Source organism: Janthinobacterium violaceinigrum, from assembly GCF_009208555.1.
GTDB classification, from domain to species: Bacteria; Pseudomonadota; Gammaproteobacteria; order Burkholderiales; family Burkholderiaceae_D; genus Janthinobacterium; species Janthinobacterium violaceinigrum.
Window position 1 is genome coordinate 103,704 of record NZ_WFLI01000009.1, and the last position, 18,896, is coordinate 122,599.

At 64.4% G+C, this 18,896-nt stretch carries 20 protein-coding genes; 6 read left to right on the plus strand and 14 right to left on the minus strand.

Annotated elements, in window-relative coordinates; translation table 11 throughout:
* Positions 1-196: 196 nt before the first annotated feature.
* Entirely contained in the window at positions 197-910 is a 714-nt protein-coding gene (locus GCN75_RS10220; protein WP_152282422.1) for a sensor histidine kinase, read from the plus strand.
* Between the two features lie 27 nt (positions 911-937).
* Here the strand turns inward: GCN75_RS10220 and GCN75_RS10225 are convergent, their stop codons facing one another.
* Positions 938-1,537: a hypothetical protein gene (locus tag GCN75_RS10225; RefSeq protein ID WP_152282423.1), complete on the minus strand. Its 600-nt coding sequence runs from the start codon at positions 1,535-1,537 to the stop codon at positions 938-940.
* Between the two features lie 149 nt (positions 1,538-1,686).
* On the opposite strand from GCN75_RS10225, the gene GCN75_RS10230 reads away from it, so the two are divergent.
* On the plus strand, positions 1,687-2,202 hold the full coding sequence (locus tag GCN75_RS10230; RefSeq protein ID WP_152282424.1) for a DUF6265 family protein: 516 nt from the start codon (positions 1,687-1,689) through the stop codon (positions 2,200-2,202).
* Between the two features lie 93 nt (positions 2,203-2,295).
* A complete protein-coding gene (locus GCN75_RS10235) occupies positions 2,296-3,264 on the plus strand; it encodes an IS1595 family transposase (protein ID WP_152282425.1) in 969 nt (322 codons plus the stop codon).
* A gap of 49 nt (positions 3,265-3,313) precedes the next feature.
* Here the strand turns inward: GCN75_RS10235 and GCN75_RS10240 are convergent, their stop codons facing one another.
* The 13 genes from GCN75_RS10240 to GCN75_RS10300 all read right to left on the minus strand — a co-directional run bounded on the left by GCN75_RS10240 (position 3,314) and on the right by GCN75_RS10300 (position 17,104).
* Positions 3,314-4,612, minus strand: coding sequence for an NAD(P)/FAD-dependent oxidoreductase (locus tag GCN75_RS10240; RefSeq protein ID WP_152282426.1), 1,299 nt, complete (start codon positions 4,610-4,612; stop codon positions 3,314-3,316).
* Positions 4,613-4,632: 20 nt separating this feature from the next.
* Positions 4,633-5,145 carry a hypothetical protein gene (locus GCN75_RS10245; RefSeq protein ID WP_152282427.1) on the minus strand — a complete coding sequence of 171 codons (513 nt, stop codon included), beginning with the start codon at positions 5,143-5,145 and terminating at the stop codon, positions 4,633-4,635.
* A gap of 93 nt (positions 5,146-5,238) precedes the next feature.
* Positions 5,239-6,012: a transporter gene (locus GCN75_RS10250; RefSeq protein ID WP_226941256.1), complete on the minus strand. Its 774-nt coding sequence runs from the start codon at positions 6,010-6,012 to the stop codon at positions 5,239-5,241.
* Between the two features lie 71 nt (positions 6,013-6,083).
* On the minus strand, positions 6,084-7,739 hold the full coding sequence (locus GCN75_RS29915) for a methyl-accepting chemotaxis protein (protein WP_152282428.1): 1,656 nt from the start codon (positions 7,737-7,739) through the stop codon (positions 6,084-6,086).
* A 184-nt stretch (positions 7,740-7,923) separates the two neighbouring features.
* On the minus strand, positions 7,924-9,306 hold the full coding sequence (locus GCN75_RS10260; protein WP_152282429.1) for a multicopper oxidase family protein: 1,383 nt from the start codon (positions 9,304-9,306) through the stop codon (positions 7,924-7,926).
* Between the two features lie 2 nt (positions 9,307-9,308).
* Positions 9,309-10,679 carry a TolC family protein gene (locus GCN75_RS10265; protein ID WP_226941258.1) on the minus strand — a complete coding sequence of 457 codons (1,371 nt, stop codon included), beginning with the start codon at positions 10,677-10,679 and terminating at the stop codon, positions 9,309-9,311.
* A gap of 1 nt (position 10,680) precedes the next feature.
* Entirely contained in the window at positions 10,681-11,055 is a 375-nt protein-coding gene (locus tag GCN75_RS10270; protein ID WP_152282431.1) for a hypothetical protein, read from the minus strand.
* Positions 11,056-11,168: 113 nt separating this feature from the next.
* Positions 11,169-11,600 (minus strand): hypothetical protein, encoded by a 432-nt coding sequence (locus GCN75_RS10275; protein ID WP_152282432.1) that lies wholly within the window; start codon positions 11,598-11,600, stop codon positions 11,169-11,171.
* 55 nt (positions 11,601-11,655) lie between these two features.
* On the minus strand, positions 11,656-12,177 hold the full coding sequence (locus GCN75_RS10280; RefSeq protein ID WP_152282433.1) for a hypothetical protein: 522 nt from the start codon (positions 12,175-12,177) through the stop codon (positions 11,656-11,658).
* 134 nt (positions 12,178-12,311) lie between these two features.
* Positions 12,312-13,892 carry a sensor domain-containing diguanylate cyclase gene (locus GCN75_RS10285; RefSeq protein ID WP_152282434.1) on the minus strand — a complete coding sequence of 527 codons (1,581 nt, stop codon included), beginning with the start codon at positions 13,890-13,892 and terminating at the stop codon, positions 12,312-12,314.
* Positions 13,893-14,036: 144 nt separating this feature from the next.
* Positions 14,037-14,594, minus strand: coding sequence for an NADPH-dependent FMN reductase (locus tag GCN75_RS10290; RefSeq protein ID WP_152282435.1), 558 nt, complete (start codon positions 14,592-14,594; stop codon positions 14,037-14,039).
* A gap of 88 nt (positions 14,595-14,682) precedes the next feature.
* Positions 14,683-15,801 (minus strand): alanine racemase, encoded by a 1,119-nt coding sequence (gene alr / locus GCN75_RS10295; protein WP_226941260.1) that lies wholly within the window; start codon positions 15,799-15,801, stop codon positions 14,683-14,685.
* 13 nt (positions 15,802-15,814) lie between these two features.
* Positions 15,815-17,104, minus strand: a complete 1,290-nt coding sequence (locus GCN75_RS10300; RefSeq protein WP_152282437.1) for a D-amino acid dehydrogenase — start codon at positions 17,102-17,104, stop codon at positions 15,815-15,817.
* A gap of 104 nt (positions 17,105-17,208) precedes the next feature.
* Between GCN75_RS10300 and GCN75_RS10305 the strand changes: the two genes are divergently transcribed.
* From GCN75_RS10305 to GCN75_RS10315, 3 genes are all read left to right on the plus strand, one after another.
* Complete coding sequence (locus GCN75_RS10305; RefSeq protein ID WP_070222192.1) at positions 17,209-17,709, plus strand: Lrp/AsnC ligand binding domain-containing protein; 501 nt, start codon at positions 17,209-17,211, stop codon at positions 17,707-17,709.
* Positions 17,710-17,857: 148 nt separating this feature from the next.
* Entirely contained in the window at positions 17,858-18,205 is a 348-nt protein-coding gene (locus tag GCN75_RS10310) for a hypothetical protein (RefSeq protein WP_152282438.1), read from the plus strand.
* Positions 18,206-18,323: 118 nt separating this feature from the next.
* On the plus strand, positions 18,324-18,890 hold the full coding sequence (locus tag GCN75_RS10315; protein WP_152282439.1) for a carboxymuconolactone decarboxylase family protein: 567 nt from the start codon (positions 18,324-18,326) through the stop codon (positions 18,888-18,890).
* Positions 18,891-18,896: the final 6 nt, after the last annotated feature.

The following is an 18,896-nucleotide window of genomic DNA, read 5'->3' on the forward strand; positions in this document are numbered from 1 at the left end:
CGCAGCCGTACGTAACGGCGGGAACGGTTACGCCATGATGCAAACGATAACAATGCCCATAACACAATAATGATGGGAGGAGATTAAAATTGCCGAAAAGACAGAAATTTTCCATCCATGCGCCTTGCGATGAAATCCTCATGTATGATCCACCACTGGAATTTTGGTCCTTACTTTTCACCATACACGGGGCGCTATGTCCGCACAAACAGATCCGAACAAGGAAGCGGCCCAGGCCGATGCGGAACGCGCCGCCGATCTCAGCGAGTTGCTGGGTCACGTCAATACCAGCTGGGACAATGAACGGCGCGCCCTGTCGCGCCAGCTGCACGACAGCCTCGGCTCCTCGCTGACGGCGCTGACCATGCATTTGTCGCTGCTGACGCAAAAGATGCCGCAGGAAGCGGCCTTGCTCGACCGTGCGGCGACCATGAAGCAATTGCTGCTCAATGTGATCGAAACCAACCGCCAGATGCAGATGAAGCTGTGGAACGACAAGCTGGAGTTTCTGGGCGTCAATGTGGCGCTGGGCGAGCTGGCCGCGCAATTTGCCGAACAGCACAAGATCACCGTGCGCTGCAGCCTGCCCGACGATGAACTGATTTGCCCGCGCAACGTGGGCGTGGCCCTGCTGCGCACCCTGGAAGAGGCGCTCAGCAACATCGCCACGCACGCCAACGCCACGGAAGTGGACATCATCATCGACGACAACGATGAAGCGCTGATGATGACCGTCAAGGATAACGGCAAAGGCCTGCCCGCCAGGGAAGCCGTGGAAATGAGCAAGCACGGCTTGCGCTCCGTGCGCGAACGCGTGCACTACCTGGGCGGCAGCCTGAACCTGACGGCCAATCCGCAAGGCGGTACGGCCCTGAGCGTCGTCTTGCCGCGTATTACGCCAAAAGAATAATCTCCCGCGGCGGGCGCCCTGCCCGCCTCAGCGGGGCAACGGCATGCCCTCTGCCGGCCACAGCAGGTGCGCCCCCAGCACGTCGCGGCGCGCGCCATGTGCGTCCAGCTTGGCGCGATTGCCTTCCAGCACCTGCAAAAAATGCACGACACGCAGCACATCCGTCAATTGCGCCGCCAGCGCGGCATCGGCCGGAGAACCCGCCTGCCGCCATCCCAGCACCAGCAGGGTTTGCCAAATGTCGGGCAATGCCGCGCGCCAGCCGGCCGAGGCGAGGAAGGCGCCGACAGGCTGGCCCAGCCGCCCGCTGGCCCGCGCCAGCAATTCCTCGCGCGCCAGCTCGCCGGGCCAGCCTTCGATCTCGGCGCGCCACAGGGGGAAGGTGGCGAGCGGCGCCGGCAACGCGTCCAGGCTGCTGATGAAGCGGGCCTTGCCATAGCCATCCGTGCGGAAACGGACCACTTGCCGCAGGCTTTCCTCGGCTTCCCCCCTGGCCCTGCAGGCCAGCAGCAGCTGGTAGAAATCGAGCTGCTCCGGGTCCAGGCCCAGGCTGTTCAAGCTGATGTAGCGATAGTCGGACTGGTCCGGCCTGGCGGCGCCGTGCGGCTGCGTGGAAGTGTCGTGCATGGTGGTCCTTGGCGTAAGGGTGGTGAGGGACGGCATCTTTCCCGAGTATAAAGTGTTTGCCGTGCGCGGCCCAGCATCGGCTACACTGGGCAAGCGCGCCGCCGGCGCGCCCTGGTGACCGCCAACACATCGCAACGACAGGAGACGGCATGCAACGACTCGCAACTACCTTGCTGGCAGCGCTGCTGGCCATGGGCGCCGCCCAGGCCGCGGAAAAAACCGTGCCGCCGCCGGAAACCGTGGACAAGCTGGCCTGGCTGGCCGGCTGCTGGAACGTCGACGGCGCCGAACCTGGCTCAGGGGAACAATGGAGCACGGCCGCCGGCGGCACCATCCTGGGCACCAGCCGCACCGTCAAGGGCGGCAAGACGACGGCCTTTGAATTCGTGCAGATCCGCCTGACCGACCCGGGCCAGTTGGCCTACGTCGTGCAGCCGTCGGGCCAGCCGCCCGTCATCTTCAACCTGCTGCGCCAGGACAAGCCGAATGAATTCATCTTCGCCAACCTGGACAACGACTTTCCGAGCCGCATCATCTACCGCCGCGACAGCGAGCGCATCCTGCATGCCAGCATCGTTGGCACCCTGAAGGGCAAGTTCACCACCATCGACTTTCCCATGACGCGGGGCCGCTGCGAAGCGGCGCCTGTGGCGCGCAGCAAATAAAAAGGCTCTGTCATCGGCAAGTAGGGGCAATGCCGGAATCTTCCGTTGGCTGTGCTGTCTGACTCTGCATATTCACAATGCAGGGAGCCGATCATGCAGCCAGCCGAATGGATCCGTTTTATCGCCCAGTTTGCTCGCCTGAACCGGCGCCAGCGGCAGGCAGGCATGGCCTTACTGCGTGGCAACGTACCGCACGACGCGACTGTCGCGCTGCTGGAAAGCGTGGCGCAGCAGCGTTTGGCCTGCCCCGCCTGCCACGCGCATCACCTGCACCGGCATGGCCAGGCGCACGGCTTGCAGCGCTACCGCTGCGTGCCTTGTGGGCGCACCTTCAACGCCTTGACGGGCACGCCGCTGGCCCGCTTGCGCCATAAATCGTTGTGGATTGAATATGCCGCTTGCCTGCTCGATTCCAGATCGGTGCGCCAGGCAGCCAGCCAATTGGGCGTGCACCGCAACACCACGTTTCGCTGGCGCCACCGTTTTCTCAGCGTCCCCAGGACGGATCGGCCGCATGGCCTGCATGGCATCGCCGAGGCCGACGAGTTATACGTGCTGGAGTCGGAAAAGGGATCCAGGCAGATGACGCGTCCGGCCCGCCGCCGGGGCGGCCATGCCCGCCAGCGCGGCATTTCCAATGAACAGGTCTGCATCCTGGTGGCGCGCGACCGCACAGGCCAGACCCTCGACTTCGTCACGGGCAAGGGAGCCTTGACGAAGGCACAGCTGCACCGCTGCTTGCTGCCCGTCATCGACAAGGATGTCCTGCTGGTAACGGATGATCATGCCGCCTACCGGGCGTTTGCCAGGGAAGCGGGTATCAGCCACCAGGCCGTCAACTTGCGCGCCGGCATCCGTATCCAGGGCGCCGCACATGTGCAGAACGTCAATGCGTATCACAGTCGTCTGCGGGACTGGCTACGGCCCTTTCACGGCGTGGCTACGCGCTACCTGCCCAATTACCTGGGCTGGCGCTGGATACTCGACGCCAGGCGCATCCGCTCACCAGAAACATTATTGAAAGCAACGCTGGGAGCATTCCCACATTTGACGGTGACATAGCCAATAAAAAAAGGGCCTCGCGGCCCTTTTCTACGTTGATACGCATGGTTTAATGCAGCTTGACCTGCGGCGTGCTGCGCTTGATCAGGAAGCGGCCCATGGCCATGACGGCCGTGCGTACGCTGCCCAGCACGGCATTATGGTGCATCAGGTGCAGGCTCACATACATCATGCGCGCGACAAAGCCTTCGACGAACCAGCTCAAGCCCTTCAGGGAACCCATCAGGGTGCCCACCGACGTGGTGCGGCCGAACGATACGAGCGAACCGTAGTCCAGGTATTCATACGGCTTCGTTTGCGGCGGCTTGCCCTTCGCTTGCAGCAGAAAGGTTTTCAGCAGGTAATCGGCTTGCTGGTGGGCAGCCTGGGCGCGCGGCGGCACCAGCTTGCCGTCCGGCCCCGCGCAGGCGGCACAGTCGCCCAGCGCAAAGATATTCGCGTGGCCCTGCACATTGAGCATGCCCGTCACTTCCAGCTGGCCGGCGCGGTTGGTCGGCAAGCCCAGGGTGGACAAGAATTCCGGCGCGCGAATGCCGGCCGCCCACACGCAGATGTCGGCCGCATAGCTGGTGCCGCTGGCCACCGTCACCTTGTCGGCCTCGATGGTGGTGACGCGCGTATCGGTCACCACGGTGATGCCATGCTGGTACAGCAGCTTCGAGGCGGCGATGGACACGCGCTCGGGCAGCGGCGCCAGGATGCGCGGCGCCCCTTCGAGCAGGGTGATGCGCACATCCTTGATGGCGTTGAGATTCTGGAAACCGTACGCGGCATACACGCCGCTCGCTTCGCGCAACTCGGCCGCCAGTTCCACGCCCGTGGCGCCGCCGCCGATGATGACGATGTCGACGCCCGGATGGCCCGCGTCGCCCTGGCGCTGCTCGGCCATGGCCAGCAGCTTGAGCAGGGTCAGACGGAAACGTTCGGCGTCTTCCGTGGCATTCAGGGAAATCGTGTTTTCCTTGGCGCCGGGCACGCCGAAGTAATTCGAGGTGCTGCCCACGGCCAGCACCAGCTGGTCGTAGCTGACCTGGCGCTGCGGCAGCAGCAGCTCATCCTTGTCGGTGGCGATGGCGCCCACGGTGAGGCTGTTCGAGCCTGCGTCGAGCGCGATCAGGGGTCCGTAGACATAGGTGAAACCATTGTCATGCGCGAGCATCTGGTACGACAGGCCCTCCTGGTGTATGTCCAGGGTGCCGGCCGCCACTTCATGCAGCGACGGCTTCCAGATATGGTACAGGCGGCTGTCGACCAGGGTCACCTGGCCGGCGCCGAGCTTGCGGCTGAGTTTGCAGGCCAGCTCCAGGCCGCCTGCGCCGCCACCTACGATAACGATTTTACTATGCAAAGATCCTCCTGCTTGCGTGTTTAGTCCCTGCGCCCGTTGCCGTTGCCATTGCCGTTGCCATGACCCCTGCCCGGATTGTCGTCATGCTTGTCGCGCTTGCCTTCGTGCTTGTCGCGCTTGTCATCATGCTTGTCAAAGTGCTTGTCATGCTTGTCGTCATGACGGCCGCGGTCGCCGTAATCGGGACGACCATGGTCGCCATGCTGCTGGCGGTAACGGGGCACATACTGGTTGTTATACCAACTATCTTGGACGAAATATACCTCTTGGTTACAGGCATTATACTTGCGGCAGTGCTTGGACCAGTTTTTCGCATGGCCGGGCGGCACGCGCAAATAGATGGGACGGGCCGAATAGTATTGGGGGCGCTGCACGATGACGGGCTGGGCGTAGATCAATTGGGGCGCGGGATAGTCGCCAATGTCGAGGCGTCCGTAAAAGCCTGGCTGGCCCACGGTGACGGAAACGCCCACCTGGGCAACAGCGGCGGTGGCGGCCGACAGCAAGGCGGCGGCGAGAATCAGGGTTTTCATGGGGACACTCCTTTTATCAGTTATGTCTCCATTGTAGACCTTGTGCATCAACTGGTTTGTTCGCAAGGACACATAGGGATGGCCGTGGCAAACTCACCACAGCTTGCCCAAAGGCACGACCAAGCCGCTGAACAGCGACCAGTCCGGCGATGCCGCCGTCAAGCCGCGCGCCATGCCGATATCGATGGCCAGCCGCGGCGTGGGGCTGTAAGTGGCCGCCAGCAGCAGCTGCGCCGTGGCCGGCGCGCCGCGCAGGCGCGTGCCCGACACTTCCGCCGTGGCGCCCCAGCGCGCGCTGACGGGCGTGGAAAAGGACGCCGCCCAGCCCGTTTGCACCGTGCCCGTGCCAGGGTCGGCAGCCCCCAGGCGCGTGGCGTTCAGGTTGGCGTCCATGTGCACGGCGCCCAGGTCGCGGCTGAAAATGCCGTTCAGCGACACGTCGCTCTTGCCGCTGCCGATGCTGTCCTTGGCCGTCGGCAACTTCCAGCCCAGTTCCAGGCCCAGCGCCGTGGCGCTGTCGAGCACGAAGGCGCGCTTGAGCACGACGGTCGTGTCGCCCACGCCCGTTTCGCGGCGCCCCGTGTCATCGCGCGCGCGCACGATACCCTCGCCTTCGAGCAACACGCCCCATTCGGGCGTGAACGCCAGTTTGAACGTGTACGGCAGGCTGGCGCGGCGCGTGCCGTCCGTTTTCGACAGCAGGCCGCCGGCTTCGAATTCCAGCTGGCCCGGCACGGGCAGTTGGGCGGGACTGGCCACGGAAGGCCGGTAAGGCAGGACGGGGTCGCCGTCCTGCGCCTGCGCCAGGGGCGCCAGGGACGACAACAGTAAAGAAAGACACAACAGCGGCAGAGAGGAAGACGGCATGGGAAACCCGGAAGTGGCAAACGCGCAATACCGACAGCCTACCACCAAGCCCATGCGTCCGTGGCACGCGATCAAGCCAGGCGCCGCACGCCCTGCCTGACGGCCGGCGCCGGCCGGCGCAGCGGCGTGACATTGCTGGCCGGCGCCACGGCCAGTTGTTGCGCCTGAGCATGCAGGCGGAACACGCCCACCAGTTCCGTCAAGGTCTGCGCCTGGTCCTGCAGCGACTCGGCAGCGGCCGCCGCCTCTTCCACCAGAGCCGCATTCTGCTGCGTCACCTGGTCCATTTGCAGCACGGCCTGGTTGACTTGCTCGATGCCGGCGCTTTGCTCGGCGCTGGCGGCCGTGATTTCCTGCATGATGTCGGCCACCTGGCGCACGCTGGCGACCACTTCGTCCATCGTCCTGCCCGCGTCATGCACGAGTTTGGAGCCGATTTCCACCTGCTCGACGGAGTCGCCGATCAGGGTCTTGATTTCCTTGGCGGCGCTGGCGGAGCGCTGCGCCAGGTTGCGCACTTCGGACGCCACGACGGCGAAGCCGCGCCCCTCCTCGCCCGCCCGAGCCGCCTCCACGGCCGCGTTCAAGGCCAGGATATTGGTCTGGAAAGCAATGCTGTCGATGACGCTGATGATGTCGACGATCTTGCGCGAGGACGCATTGATCGATTCCATCGTCTGCACCACCTGCCCCACCACGGCGCCGCCCTTGCCGGCCACCTCGGAGGCGGCGCCGGCCAGCACATTGGCCTGGCGCGCATTGTCCGCATTCTGGCGCACGGCCGACGTCAGTTCTTCCATCGAGGACGCCGTTTCTTCCAGCGAGCTGGCCTGCTCTTCCGTGCGGGAAGACAAGTCGAGATTGCCCTGGGCGATTTCGCCGGACGCCGTATTGATGGTGTCCGTGCCCGAGCGCACCTGACTGACGATGCCCACCAGCTTGTCGCGCATGGTTTTCATGGCAAACAGCAAGCTGGTGCTGTCGTGGCTGGCCGTGCGGATATCCACGGTAAGGTCGCCCTCGGCAATGGCGCCCGCGATCTTGACGGCATACGCCGGTTCGCCGCCCAGCTGGCGCGTCAGTCCGCGCGTGATCAGCGCCCCCAGCGCCAGGCCGGCCGCCACGCTGCCCAGCACCAGCGCAATCATGAAGCTGCGGCTGGCCTGGTACACGCCGGACGCCTGCACGGCCGCCGCCTTGGCGCGCTCTTCTTTCTGCAGCGACAGCTTGTCCAGCACACCGTCGAGTTCATCGGCATGCAGGCGCGTCTTGTTGAGCAGATCCGTCAGCTGCGCGCTGCGCTGGGCCAGCGGCTCGGCCGCGGCCAAGGCCAGCGCCTGCTGCATGGTGGCAATATATTCCGCTTCGACAGCGGCAAAGCGGGCAAACAGCTCCTTGGCGGCCGGCGTGACGAACAGCGGTTCCGCCTTGGCCAGATAGCTTTTATTCATGTCGAGGAATTTGGCGATGTCCGCCTGGCGCGTGGCGCGCTCCTCGGCGGTCGTGGCCAGCAAGAAATTACTACGGGCGCGGCCCACCTTGATCAGGGCGATATTGGCTTCCTTAATGTACGACAGGCCCAGCAATTCGCTGTGGTACATCTGCCCTGCCATGGTATCGATCTTGCCCATGTTGAAGATACCGATGCCGGCCACGATAGCCCCCATCAGCGCGACACAGAAAAATGCCGCCAACAAGCGCGTTCCCACCTTCATCCGGTTCAACATGATTTCTCCCGTAGACTGGCCGATACTCGATGTAACTGGAGCGTACTGGCTTGAATATAAAGAAAAAACAGGGAAAAAAATGCTCGGATTGTCACCAAACAACAATTCCTTGATATACAGCAACATACGCAACGGCTTGCCGTGCTAGGCAAGCCGCGCGCTGATTTCAGGGAATGCGGAGGAATTAGTGCCCGCTGTGGCCGGCCGGCTTGCGCACCGTCATTTCCACACTTCCCTTGGCCGCCGCTTTGCCCGCGCCCTGGCCCCGCACGGGTTCCGGCAAGGCGCCCGTCCATTCATACGCCACGCTGCCGGCCGGGTGCTTGTACCAGCCCGGATCGCGGTAGTCGCCCGGCTTCTGGTCCTTGCGCACCTTCACCGTGGTAAACATGCCGCCCATGCCGATGGCGCCGAACGGGCCGTCGCCCGCCATCATCGGCAAGGTATTGTCGGGGATCGGCATCTGCATTTCGCCCATGTCGGCCATGCCCCGTTCGCCCATCACCATGTAGCCGGGCACGAGCTGGTTGATCTTCGCCGCCACGCCCTGGTGGTCGACGCCGATCATGGTGGGCACGTCATGTCCCATGGCATTCATCGTGTGGTGCGACTTGTGGCAGTGAAACGCCCAGTCGCCCAGGTCCGTGGCCGTGAACTCCACGGCGCGCATCTGGCCCACGGCGATATCCGTCGTTACTTCGGGCCAGCGCGATTCGGGGCGTGTCCAGCCGCCGTCCGTGCCCGTCACCTCGAATTCATGGCCATGCATGTGGATCGGGTGGTTGGTCATGGTGAGATTGCCTACGCGCACGCGCACCTTGTCGCCCTGGCGCACCACCATGGGGTCGATGCCGGGGAAGACGCGGCTGTTGAAGGTGAACAGATTGAAATCCGTCATGGTCATGATCTTGGGCGTGTAGCTGCCCGGATCGATGTCGTAGTTGCTGAGCAAGAAGACGAAATCGCGGTCCACCTTCATGAAATTCGGGTCTTTCGGATGCGTGACCCAGAAACCCATCATGCCCATGGCCATCTGCGTCATTTCATCGGCATGCGGGTGGTACATGAAGGTGCCGGGGCGCTTGGCCACGAATTCGTACACGAAGGTCTTGCCGGGAGGAATGCCCGCCTGGGTCAGGCCCGTGACGCCATCCATGCCGTTCGGCAAGCGCTGGCCATGCCAGTGCACGCTGGTGTGTTCCGGCAATTTGTTGGTGACAAAGATGCGCACCCGGTCGCCCTCCACCACTTCGATGGTGGGACCGGGCGACTGGCCGTTGTAACCCCACAGATTGGCCATCATGCCGGGCGCCAGTTCGCGCACGACGGGTTCGGCTACCAGGTGAAATTCCTTGACGTTGTTGTTCATGCGCCAAGGCAGGGACCAGCCATTCAGGGTGACGACGGGGTTGTACGGCCGCCCGTTCGGCGGCGGTGGCGGCGCTTTCGTGTCCGCGCCGGCCATGCTGACGGCTTCCGGCAACGAGGCCGCACCCACGCGGCTGACGGCCGCGGCACTGAGGGCGACAGCGCCCGCATTCATGAAAAAGTTTCTACGTGTAATCATCATTATTCCTTTGCCGCAGTTGCCGCACCTGGGCCGCTGCCATTGATGGCCGATTGCAATGCCGTTTGGGCGATCCAGAAATCGCGCTGGGTTTCGATGGCGCCGTTGACGCTGGCGACTTGCTCGCGCGCGTCGGCCAGCAGTTCGAACACGCTGGCCAGCATGCCGTTGTAGCGCAGCAGCACTTCATGCGAAATGGTCTTGCGCAGCGGCACGACTTCATCGCGGTAGTGGCGCGCCAGGTCGTAGGCCGTGCGGTAGCTGGAATACGCTTCGCGCACTTCCGAGCGGGCCCGCACCGCCGTGCCCGCCGTGCGCTGCAGCGACTGCTCGTACAGCGCCTGCGCCCGGGCGTCGCGCGCCGTGCCCCAGTCGAACAGGGGCAGTTCCAGCGACACCTCGTAGCCGTTTTCGCGCGGCGCCTCGCTCGTGCTCTTGTTGGTATAGCCCACGTCGAGCACATTGACGAACCCCGTCACCTTGGACAGGCCCAGCGCGCTGGCCGTGGCGTGCGCGTCGAGTTTCGCTCTTTGCACGTCGAGGCGCTGCTCCATGGCCTGCGCCTCGATATTGCCCGCATCAACAGCCTGGGCCGGCAAATCGGGCAGGCGCGACGGTAAAGTAAAGCTGGTCTGCCTGCCCCACAGTCCCAGCAAGCGCGTCAGGTGCTCGCGCGTGGCCGTGGCCTGGTGGCGCGCGCGGGCCAGGTCGCCGACGGCGTCCGCGTAGAACACTTGCTGGCGCGCCTGGTCCAGGCGGCTCCAGTTGCCCGCCTGCTGCAAGCGCGTGGCCAGTTCGGCACCCGCCTCGGCCGACACGAGCGCCCGCTGCATGAACGCTTCCGTCTGCACGGCAGCCACGGCATGGAAGTAGGCGCGGCGCGTATCGGCCGCCAACTGCACGGCGCTGCTGGCGGCCTGCAGCTTGGCTTGCTCGAAACGGCCCCGCTCGATGTTCACGCGCATCGGCATCGTCAGCAAGCCAGCCAGGTCGAAGCTGACGCCGCGGTCGATTTCATTGCCGTGGCTGCCGTGCGAGCGGCCGAACGACAGGCCCGGGTTGCGCAAGCGCCCCGCCTGCACCAGGTCCGCCTCGGACGCACCCAGCTGGGCCAGCGCCACCTTCATGTCCTGGTTGTTCATCAGGGCGATGCGCACGGCGCTGTCCGCGTCCAGGGGCTGGGCCAGCAGCTGCGCCAGCTTGGCTTCGCCGCCCTCGCCGGCCAGCGCCGCAGGGGCGCCCGTGCGGGCGTCGGCCAGCGCGGACACCGTCTGCATGCCGCCATCCTGGCTGAAGCTGGCGCAGCCGCCCAGCAGCAGGACGGCCGCCAGCGCCAGCGGCGTCAAACAGGTTGATTTGGTAAAACGGGCCATGTCAGTGTCCTTCATGCTGGTGTTGCGGGGCGGGCTTGTCCGCCGGCTTGGGCTGGACGTGGTCCATCGGCATGGCATGACCTTCCATCTTGTGGCCTTGCATCTTGTGGCCTTCCATCTTCATCATGCCCATGTGGCCGCCGGCCTTGCCGACCTTGTCGTTGGCGGCGCGCCAGGCCTGGTCGGGCGTGGCTTCGTCGTCGGCGGCGGGACGGTAGCCCGAGAAAGCGGAGCGGAAGGTGGTGGCCGGCACGGCCGCTTGCGCCTCTTGCGGGGCGGATGGGCTTGGCATTGCGGCGGCCGGACTAGCGGCACTGGCGGCCAGCGCGGGCAATGCAACGCCGGCGGCCAGCGCAAGGCTGAACAGGTATTTCATGGTATTCCTCGAATGACGGGGGATGGCGCGGCGGGCGCGCAGGTGGAACGGGGGGCGCGGCCAGCACGGCCAGGATGGACGTGCAGCGGCCGCACCGCCTGGTTCACGGGCGGTCAGGCGGAGCGCGTGCTTCTCGGGGGGCGTTCCAGGCCGGACGGGATATGCCCGGCGAACAGGGAATCGGGCGCCAGCGCCGGAGGCGGCGCGCGCAGGGTCAAGGCGTGCAAGGCAGGCATGCCGGGCGGCGCCGTGGCGCCCACGGTGCAGGCGCCATGGTTGCTGCAATCGTGGCCATGGTGCGTGGCGCCGCCATCGTCCATGGCCATCTTCATCGGCTGATCCGGCATGGCCATGTCGGCCATGTCGCCCATGTCATGGCATTGGGGCGTTTGCGCCTGGGCGGGCGCGTGCACGGCCGCGACGGCGACCGCCAGCTCGTCCACGCAGCAGCTGCGCATGGCCGACGCAAAGCCCTGCAAGGGCAGCGTGACGGCCAGCAGCCAGAGCAGCGAGCGGGCGAGAAAGCGGAAAAAGGCACGGTTCATGGCACGACTATAAACCTTCCCACATGAGGAAGGTCAAGCCCCATTTGCCATCCGCTCAATGCGTGAGCCAGATCACGTACGCGCCGTAATAGCCTTCCCCCTCGAACACGGCATGGCCGTCGGCAAACGACACGGTGTGCACTTGATTGACGGTGAAATAGGCGCGCCGGTCGGCCGTCTCCACATCGCCCCAATAGCGGGCATCGGGAGAACGGTAGCCGCTGGCGCGGCCGATGGCCGTCATCAGGTCGAAAATCATGAAGTCGTACAGCATCCCGGCCAGCAGGGGCCGGTGGTCCGCCAGCATGGCCGTGATGTCGGGGTAGCCGGCCTGCTGCAATTCGGGCAAGTCGCTTTCCTCGTACTGCAAGTCGTCTTCGCGGCAAGTCCGGAGAAAACGGTTGAACGGCTCGTCCAGCAGGCTCGCCAAGGCCGTTTCCGGCACGCTCAGGCGGAACGGGCGCAGCGGCAACTCGCTGCGCTGGCCATAATTGAGTTCGCGGCAGCCGAGCAAGGCCAGTGCGTGCGGCCGTCCATCGACGTCGCAGCGGATGCCAGGCTCTTGCTCAAACGTCATCAGTATCCATCCCTGCCATGCCAGCCGCCTTCCTTATGCATTCAAGGGCCACATGGTAAGCGCTGGCGGGCAAACGGGACAGGCTCAGATGCAACAGAAAACAGGGGATCAGTTCATGCCGTACGGCAATACCGTCAGGCGGGCTCCGTGATGCCCACGCAGTTGCGGCCGTTTTCCTTGGCCACGTACAGGGCCGCATCGGCAGCCAGCAGCACGGCATCCGTGCTGCGCTCCCCGTGCCCGTGCGACGACGAGACCACGCCCAGCGAAACCGTGATGGCGCCCGCGCCGGGAATCACGGCGGTGGCCACCTTGGCGCGCAGGCGCTCGGCCACCTGCATGGCCACGTCGAGGTCGGCGTCGGGCAGCAGCATGATGAATTCATCGCCGCCATTGCGGCACAGCACGTCGGCATCGCGCGAGCAGGCGCGCATCAGCTGCGCCAGGCGCAGGATGACGTCGTCGCCCACGGCATGGCCCCAGCGGTCGTTGACTTGCTTGAAGTGATCGATATCGATGGCGATGACGGAAAACGGCCGCGCCTGCGCCTGCCAATCGTCCAGCGCCGCCGCCATGCCGCGCCGGTTCGACAGGCCGGTCAGCGGGTCCGTCTGCACGTCCGTCTTCAGCTTGCCGATCTTGGTCTGCAGCAGCGCCAGGCCCTTCAGCAGGGCTTTCTTGATCTGCGCCGCTTCCACATACCAGGAGCGGATGGCGGCGATGTGCTCGGCCGTGCCGGGCGCGTCCATGCGCCGCGCGCCCTCGGCCAGCTGCACCAGGGGCCGCGAAATCAGGCTGGCCAGCCACCAGATGAATGGCAGGCTCAACAAGGCGATGGGCAGCGAGTGCCACACCGTATCGGCCATCAGCTGGTTCAGCGGGGCCAGGGTCATGGCCGTCGGCCGCTGCGCCACGATGCCCCAGCCCGTCGACGGCATGACGGCATAGCCGGCCAGCATGTCCACGCCCAGGCTGTTGTACATGCGCCGGTTGCCACCGCCCTGCTGCGCGATGATGGCGTCGATCACTTCATTGCGGCCCGCCAGGTCGCCCAGGCGGTCCGGGTCCGGGTGGTACAGCAGGCGCCGCTTCTGGTCCACCACGTACAGGTAGGAACCGTCGCGGTAATAATGCTGGCCCAGCATGGTGTACAGGATGTTTTTCTGTTTCAGGTAGATGCTGCCGCCCACATAACCGAGATAGCGGCCATCCTTGCCCACGATGGGGTGCGAAATGAAGACCACCAGGTTGCCGGCCGACGAGACGTAGGGCTGCGTCACCAGCGGGCGCCGCTCGCGCAGCGCCTGCACGGCGCCGGCCGAATCGAGCGTGCGGTGCTTGAGGGCCAGCGTTTCCGGCGACACGCCCAGCACCTTGCCCTGGGCATCGACGATGAGCACGGAATTGAAGCTGTTCGTCTGCAGGCGCAGGCGCTGCGCCTCGCCCGTCAGCCAGGCGTCGTCGTCCATGCGCGACGGCAGGCCGCCCGCGCTGTAGGCCAGCTGCTGGCGCGCCGACTGCAGGAAATCCTCGGCCGTGCTGGCCAGCTTGCTCGCATACGCATGGTTTGCTTCCAGCGTGGTATCGATCAGCAGCTGGCGCTGCACGCTGTAGCTGGCATAAAAGGTATTGGCCAGGGACACCAGGGCGCTGGCAAAGGCCACGAGCACGATCAAGCGGCGCAAATTCATGCGCAGAACAGGTTTAGTCCACATGGAGTCGGCAAAAAATTGGGAAAGTATTGCGCTAAAGAAAGGGCGCATTATACCGAGACACCCGTGCCAATATTGAAATCTTGGCATCAATGGTCAAAGAATGTGTACAAGCGGCAACGCAGGGCGCTGCCGCCTTGACCTGCATCAAGCGTGGATGGCGTGCTTCCTGACCCAGTCCACATAGCGCTGCATCCAGCCCTGGAAGAAGCCCAGGCTGGCCGGGCCGATGCCGCCATGCTCGTCGAACAAGCCTTCCTTGGCCTGGATAAACATTTCAGGCTGCCCCAGCAGCGGCACGTCCAGGTAGGCCAGCACATTGCGCAAATGCTGCTGTGCCAGGGCCGTGCCCGTGGCGCCCACGGAAACGCCGAGCACGGCGCCCGGCTTGCCGCCCCACACGCTCTGGCCGTACGGACGCGAGCCGTGGTCGAGGGCGTTTTTCAGCACGCCGGGAATCGAGCGGTTGTATTCGGGCGTCAGGAACAGCAAGGCTTGCGCGTCGGAAATCTCCGTTTTCAGGCGCAGCACCTGCGCGGCCTGCGCGCCATCGTCGTCCTGGTTGTACAGCGGCAGGTCGCCGATTTCGATGTGCTTGAAGGAAAACTCGGGCGGCGCCAGCTTGACGAGCGCATCGGCCAGCTTGCGGTTGAAGGAATCCTTGCGCAGGCTGCCGACGATGATTGCAACGTTATATTGACTCATAGATATCCCCGATGATGGTGAAAAAATAGCCCTGGAGTGAACTTCACTGCAGGACTATCTTGCCACACAATCATCGGGTTTGCGCTGCTTAGCGTGCGCCGCCAGCCAGGCCTTGATACTCGCGGTAATAGCGCCCGCCCAGGTTGGTCAGCACCTCGTAGCCGATGGTATTGGCCATGGCCGCCACGGCGTCGACCGGGTGTTCGGCGCAGATCAGGTCGACCAGGCTGCCCGGCGCCACGCGTTCCTGCGCAATGGCGCTCACGTCGAGCGTGATGGAATCCATCGAGATGGCGCCGATCTGCGGCACTTTCACGCCGTCGACAATGGCCAGGCCCTGGTTGCTCATGCTGCGCAGCCAGCCATCGGCATAGCCGACGGACACGGTGGCCACCTGGCGCGGCTCGCTGGCCGTGTAGCGGCGGCTGTAGCCCACGTGGTCGCCGGCGGCAATCGTGCGCGTCTGCATGACCTTGCCTTGCAGGCGCACGACCGAGCGCAGGGGATTGGGCTCGCCGCCCTGCGGCGCGATGCCGTACAGGGCCGCGCCGGGGCGCACCAGGTCGAAATGGTAGTCGGGCGACAGGAAGATGCCCGAGGAATTGGCCAGGCTGGCGCGGTACTGGGGCAAGCGGGCGCGGATGGCGACGAAACGGGCCAGCTGCTCGCGGTTCATGGGGTTGCTGCGCTCGTCGGCGCACGCCAGGTGGCTCATGATGTAGCGCACCTTGATGCCGTCGAGAAAGTGCTCATCGGCCAGCCAGCCATCGATTTCCTGCGGCGACAGGCCCATGCGCGACATGCCGCTGTCGACCTGCACGACGGCATTCAGGGTGGTGCCCAGCGCTTTTGCGTGGGCACGCCAGCCCGCCACCTGGGGCTCGCTGTTGAGCACTGGTGTCAGGCCATGGGCCGTGAATTCGCCTTCCGTGCCGACGGGCGGGCCGTGCAGCACGAAAATGTCCGCGTCCGGCGCCACGTGCGGGCGCAGGCTGATGCCCTCTTCCAGGTGGGCCACGAAGAAATGGCGGCACCCTTCTTCATACAGGGCCGCACCCACTTGCGCGGCACCGAGGCCATACGCGTCGGACTTCACCACGGCCGAGCAGGCGGCCGGATGCGCCTTGTCGCGCAGCAAGCGGTAGTTGGCGCGCACGGCATCCAGGTCCACCGTCAGGATGGCGCCGCTACGCTCTTTCAGAGGCATGCTGGCCCCCATCTCAAGCCACCGCGTGTTGCAGTTTGCCATTGCCCTGCGCGCCGCTGTAGCGGCTGACGGACAGGTCGTCGGCCAGGATGGCGGGCTTTTTCGACGACATCAGGTCGGCCAGCAATTGCGCGGAACCGCAGGACATGGTCCAGCCCAGGGTGCCGTGGCCCGTGTTGAGGAACAGGTTGCGCAGCGGCGTGCGGCCGACGATCGGCGTGCCGTCCGGCGTCATCGGGCGCAAGCCCGTCCAGAAGGTGGCCTCGGCCGTGTTGCCGCCGCCGGGGAACAGGTCGTTGACGACCATTTCCAGCGTTTCGCGGCGGCGCGGGTTCAGGTTCAGGTTGTAGCCGGCGATTTCCGCCATGCCGCCCACGCGGATGCGGTCGTCGAAACGGGTCACGGCGATCTTGTACGTTTCATCGAGGATGGTCGACACTGGCGCCTTGGCCGCGTTGACGATAGGCACGGTGATCGAATAGCCTTTCAGCGGGTACACGGGGATGTCGAGCAGCGGCTTCATGAAGCCCGTCGAGTAGGAGCCGAGCGCCACCACATAGGAATCGGCCTTGACGATTTCCGCGCCGCATTGCACGCCGGCGATTTCATCGCCCTGCGTCAGCAATGCATCGATGGAGACCCCATAGCGGAACTTCACGCCCAGCGCCACGGCCATTTCGGACAGGCGCGTGGTAAACAACTGGCAATCGCCCGTTTCATCGTTGGGCAGGCGCAAGCCGCCGAACAGCTTATCCTTGACCGCTTCGAGCGCCGGTTCCGCGCGCGACAGCTCGTCGCGCTGCAGCACTTCATATGGCACGCCCGCGTCCTTCAACACTTCGATATCCTTGGCGGCATCGTTGTATTGCTTTTCGGTGCGGAACAATTGCATCGTGCCTTGCTGGCGGCCCTCATAGGTGATGCCTGCCTCGGCGCGCAGCACCTTGAAGCAGTCGCGGCTGTACTCGGCCAGGCGCACCATGCGTTCCTTGTTCACGGCATACGCTTCCGGTGTGCAATTACGCAACATCTGCCACATCCATTTGAGCTGGGCGGCGCTGCCGTCGAGCGAGATGGCCAGGGGCGCGTGACGCTGCATCATCCACTTCACGGCTTTCAGCGGAATGCCGGGCGCAGCCCACGGCGAAGCGTAGCCGGGCGAGATCTGCCCCGCATTCGCGAAGCTGGTTTCCAGTGCCGGGCCCGGCTGGCGGTCGATGACGGTCACCTCATGTCCTGCCTTGGCCAGATAGTAAGCACTGGTGACGCCGATGACGCCGCTACCCAGAATCACAATACGCATAGTTTCCTCAATTATATTTATGGCTAGTGCCAGATTAACCGCTATCATATTGGGAAAGAGCCAGTATTTGTTCACGTATAAATCGAGATATTCAGCAATAAATCATGAGAATCCTTAAAGAATCGGCACGTGGCCTCGACAAGCTGGACCGCCACATCCTGCGCATCCTGCAACAGGATGGCCGCATCTCGATGAAAGACCTGGGCGAACAGGTGGGCCTGTCCATCACGCCCTGCATCGAACGGGTCAAGCGCATGGAGCGCGATGGCGTCATCACGGGCTACCACGCCAAGGTGAACCCGGCCGCGCTGGGCGCCAAGCTGCTCGTCTTTGTGGAGATTACGCTCAATCAAAAATCCGCGTCTGCCTTCGAGCAATTCCGCCGCGAAGTGCTGCAGATACCCGAGGTGCAGGAATGCCACCTGGTGTCGGGCGACTTCGATTACCTGATCAAGGCCCGCATCCATGAAATGGCCGAGTACCGCAAGCTGCTGGGCGACATGCTGCTGCAGCTGCCCGGTGCCGCGCAATCGAAAAGCTATGTGGTGATGGAAGAAATCAAGGAAACCCTGGCGCTGTCGACCGACGTCTTGCAGAACCGGTAAAAGTACCGGTTGCCGCTACCGACGGCACCGTTTTATGCGCCTTTGTATAATCTTGTAGCACATTCGCAGCGACACAAGCACACTCCTGCCATGACATCACGCCCGTCCCCTCTGAGATTGGAAGCAGTGATGCACACTGGGAGTCCATATGAACACATTGATAAAACTGGCAGCTTCCTGCCTCGCGGGCCTGGCCGTGGCCATGTGCACCGCCAGTGAATACAAGGTCAACCGCGCGCCGGACAATGGCGCCATCTATCAGAACATCAAGGTGGGCAAGACCACCCGCCTCGACCTCGACGCGGCCCTGGGCAACGCCACCGTCGTCAGCTTCGATCCCGGCTATGAAGTCTGGGTCTACAAGAACCAGCTGAAAACGCCCAGCGTGACGCGCCTGATCCCTCTGCTGGGCGAAAAAGGCACGCGCGAAGTGGCCGTCATGTTCGACCAGGCGGGCATCGTCAAGAAATTCCGGATACACGAGCCGCGCAAGTAGGCATGAATCGGCGCAGGCCGCGCCAGTGTGCGCCAGTGAACGGCCGCCGCCAGCCAGATGGCTATACTGTCTGCTGGCTACCGCCGCCCACCGCCCACTTATTCAGCAAGGAGTTTCCATGCGCCTGCCCCTGATCGCTCCGAAAGACCTGACACAAGAACAAAAGCCGCTGTACGACGATATGCGCAAAGGCATCACCAGCAATTTCAACGATTTCATCGCCGTGCGCGAAGACGGCGCCCTGATGGGGCCATGGAATCCGTGGCTGCACGAACCGGCCATCGGCAAGGCCATCTGGGACCTGACCCTGGCCATGACGGCCAACGCCACCTTGCCCGACAATGTGCGCCAGATTGCCATCCTCGTGGTAGGCGCGCGCTACAACGCGGCCTATGAAATCTACGCCCACATCGCCGTCGCGGAGCGCGAAGGCATGCCGGCCGAGCGCCTGGCCACGCTGGTGGCCGACGTCAAGCCCGCCGACCTGGATTCGCACGAGAGCATAGCCTACGACCTGGCCTATGCGCTCAGCCGCGGCGGCACCCTGCCCGAGCCGGTGTACCGGCTGGCGCTGGCCACGTTCGGCCAGCACGGCACCAACGAACTGATCTACCTGGTGGGCCTGTACGCGCTCGTCTCGACCACCTTGAACGGCTACAACGTGCCGGTACCGGAACGCGACTGAAGAACC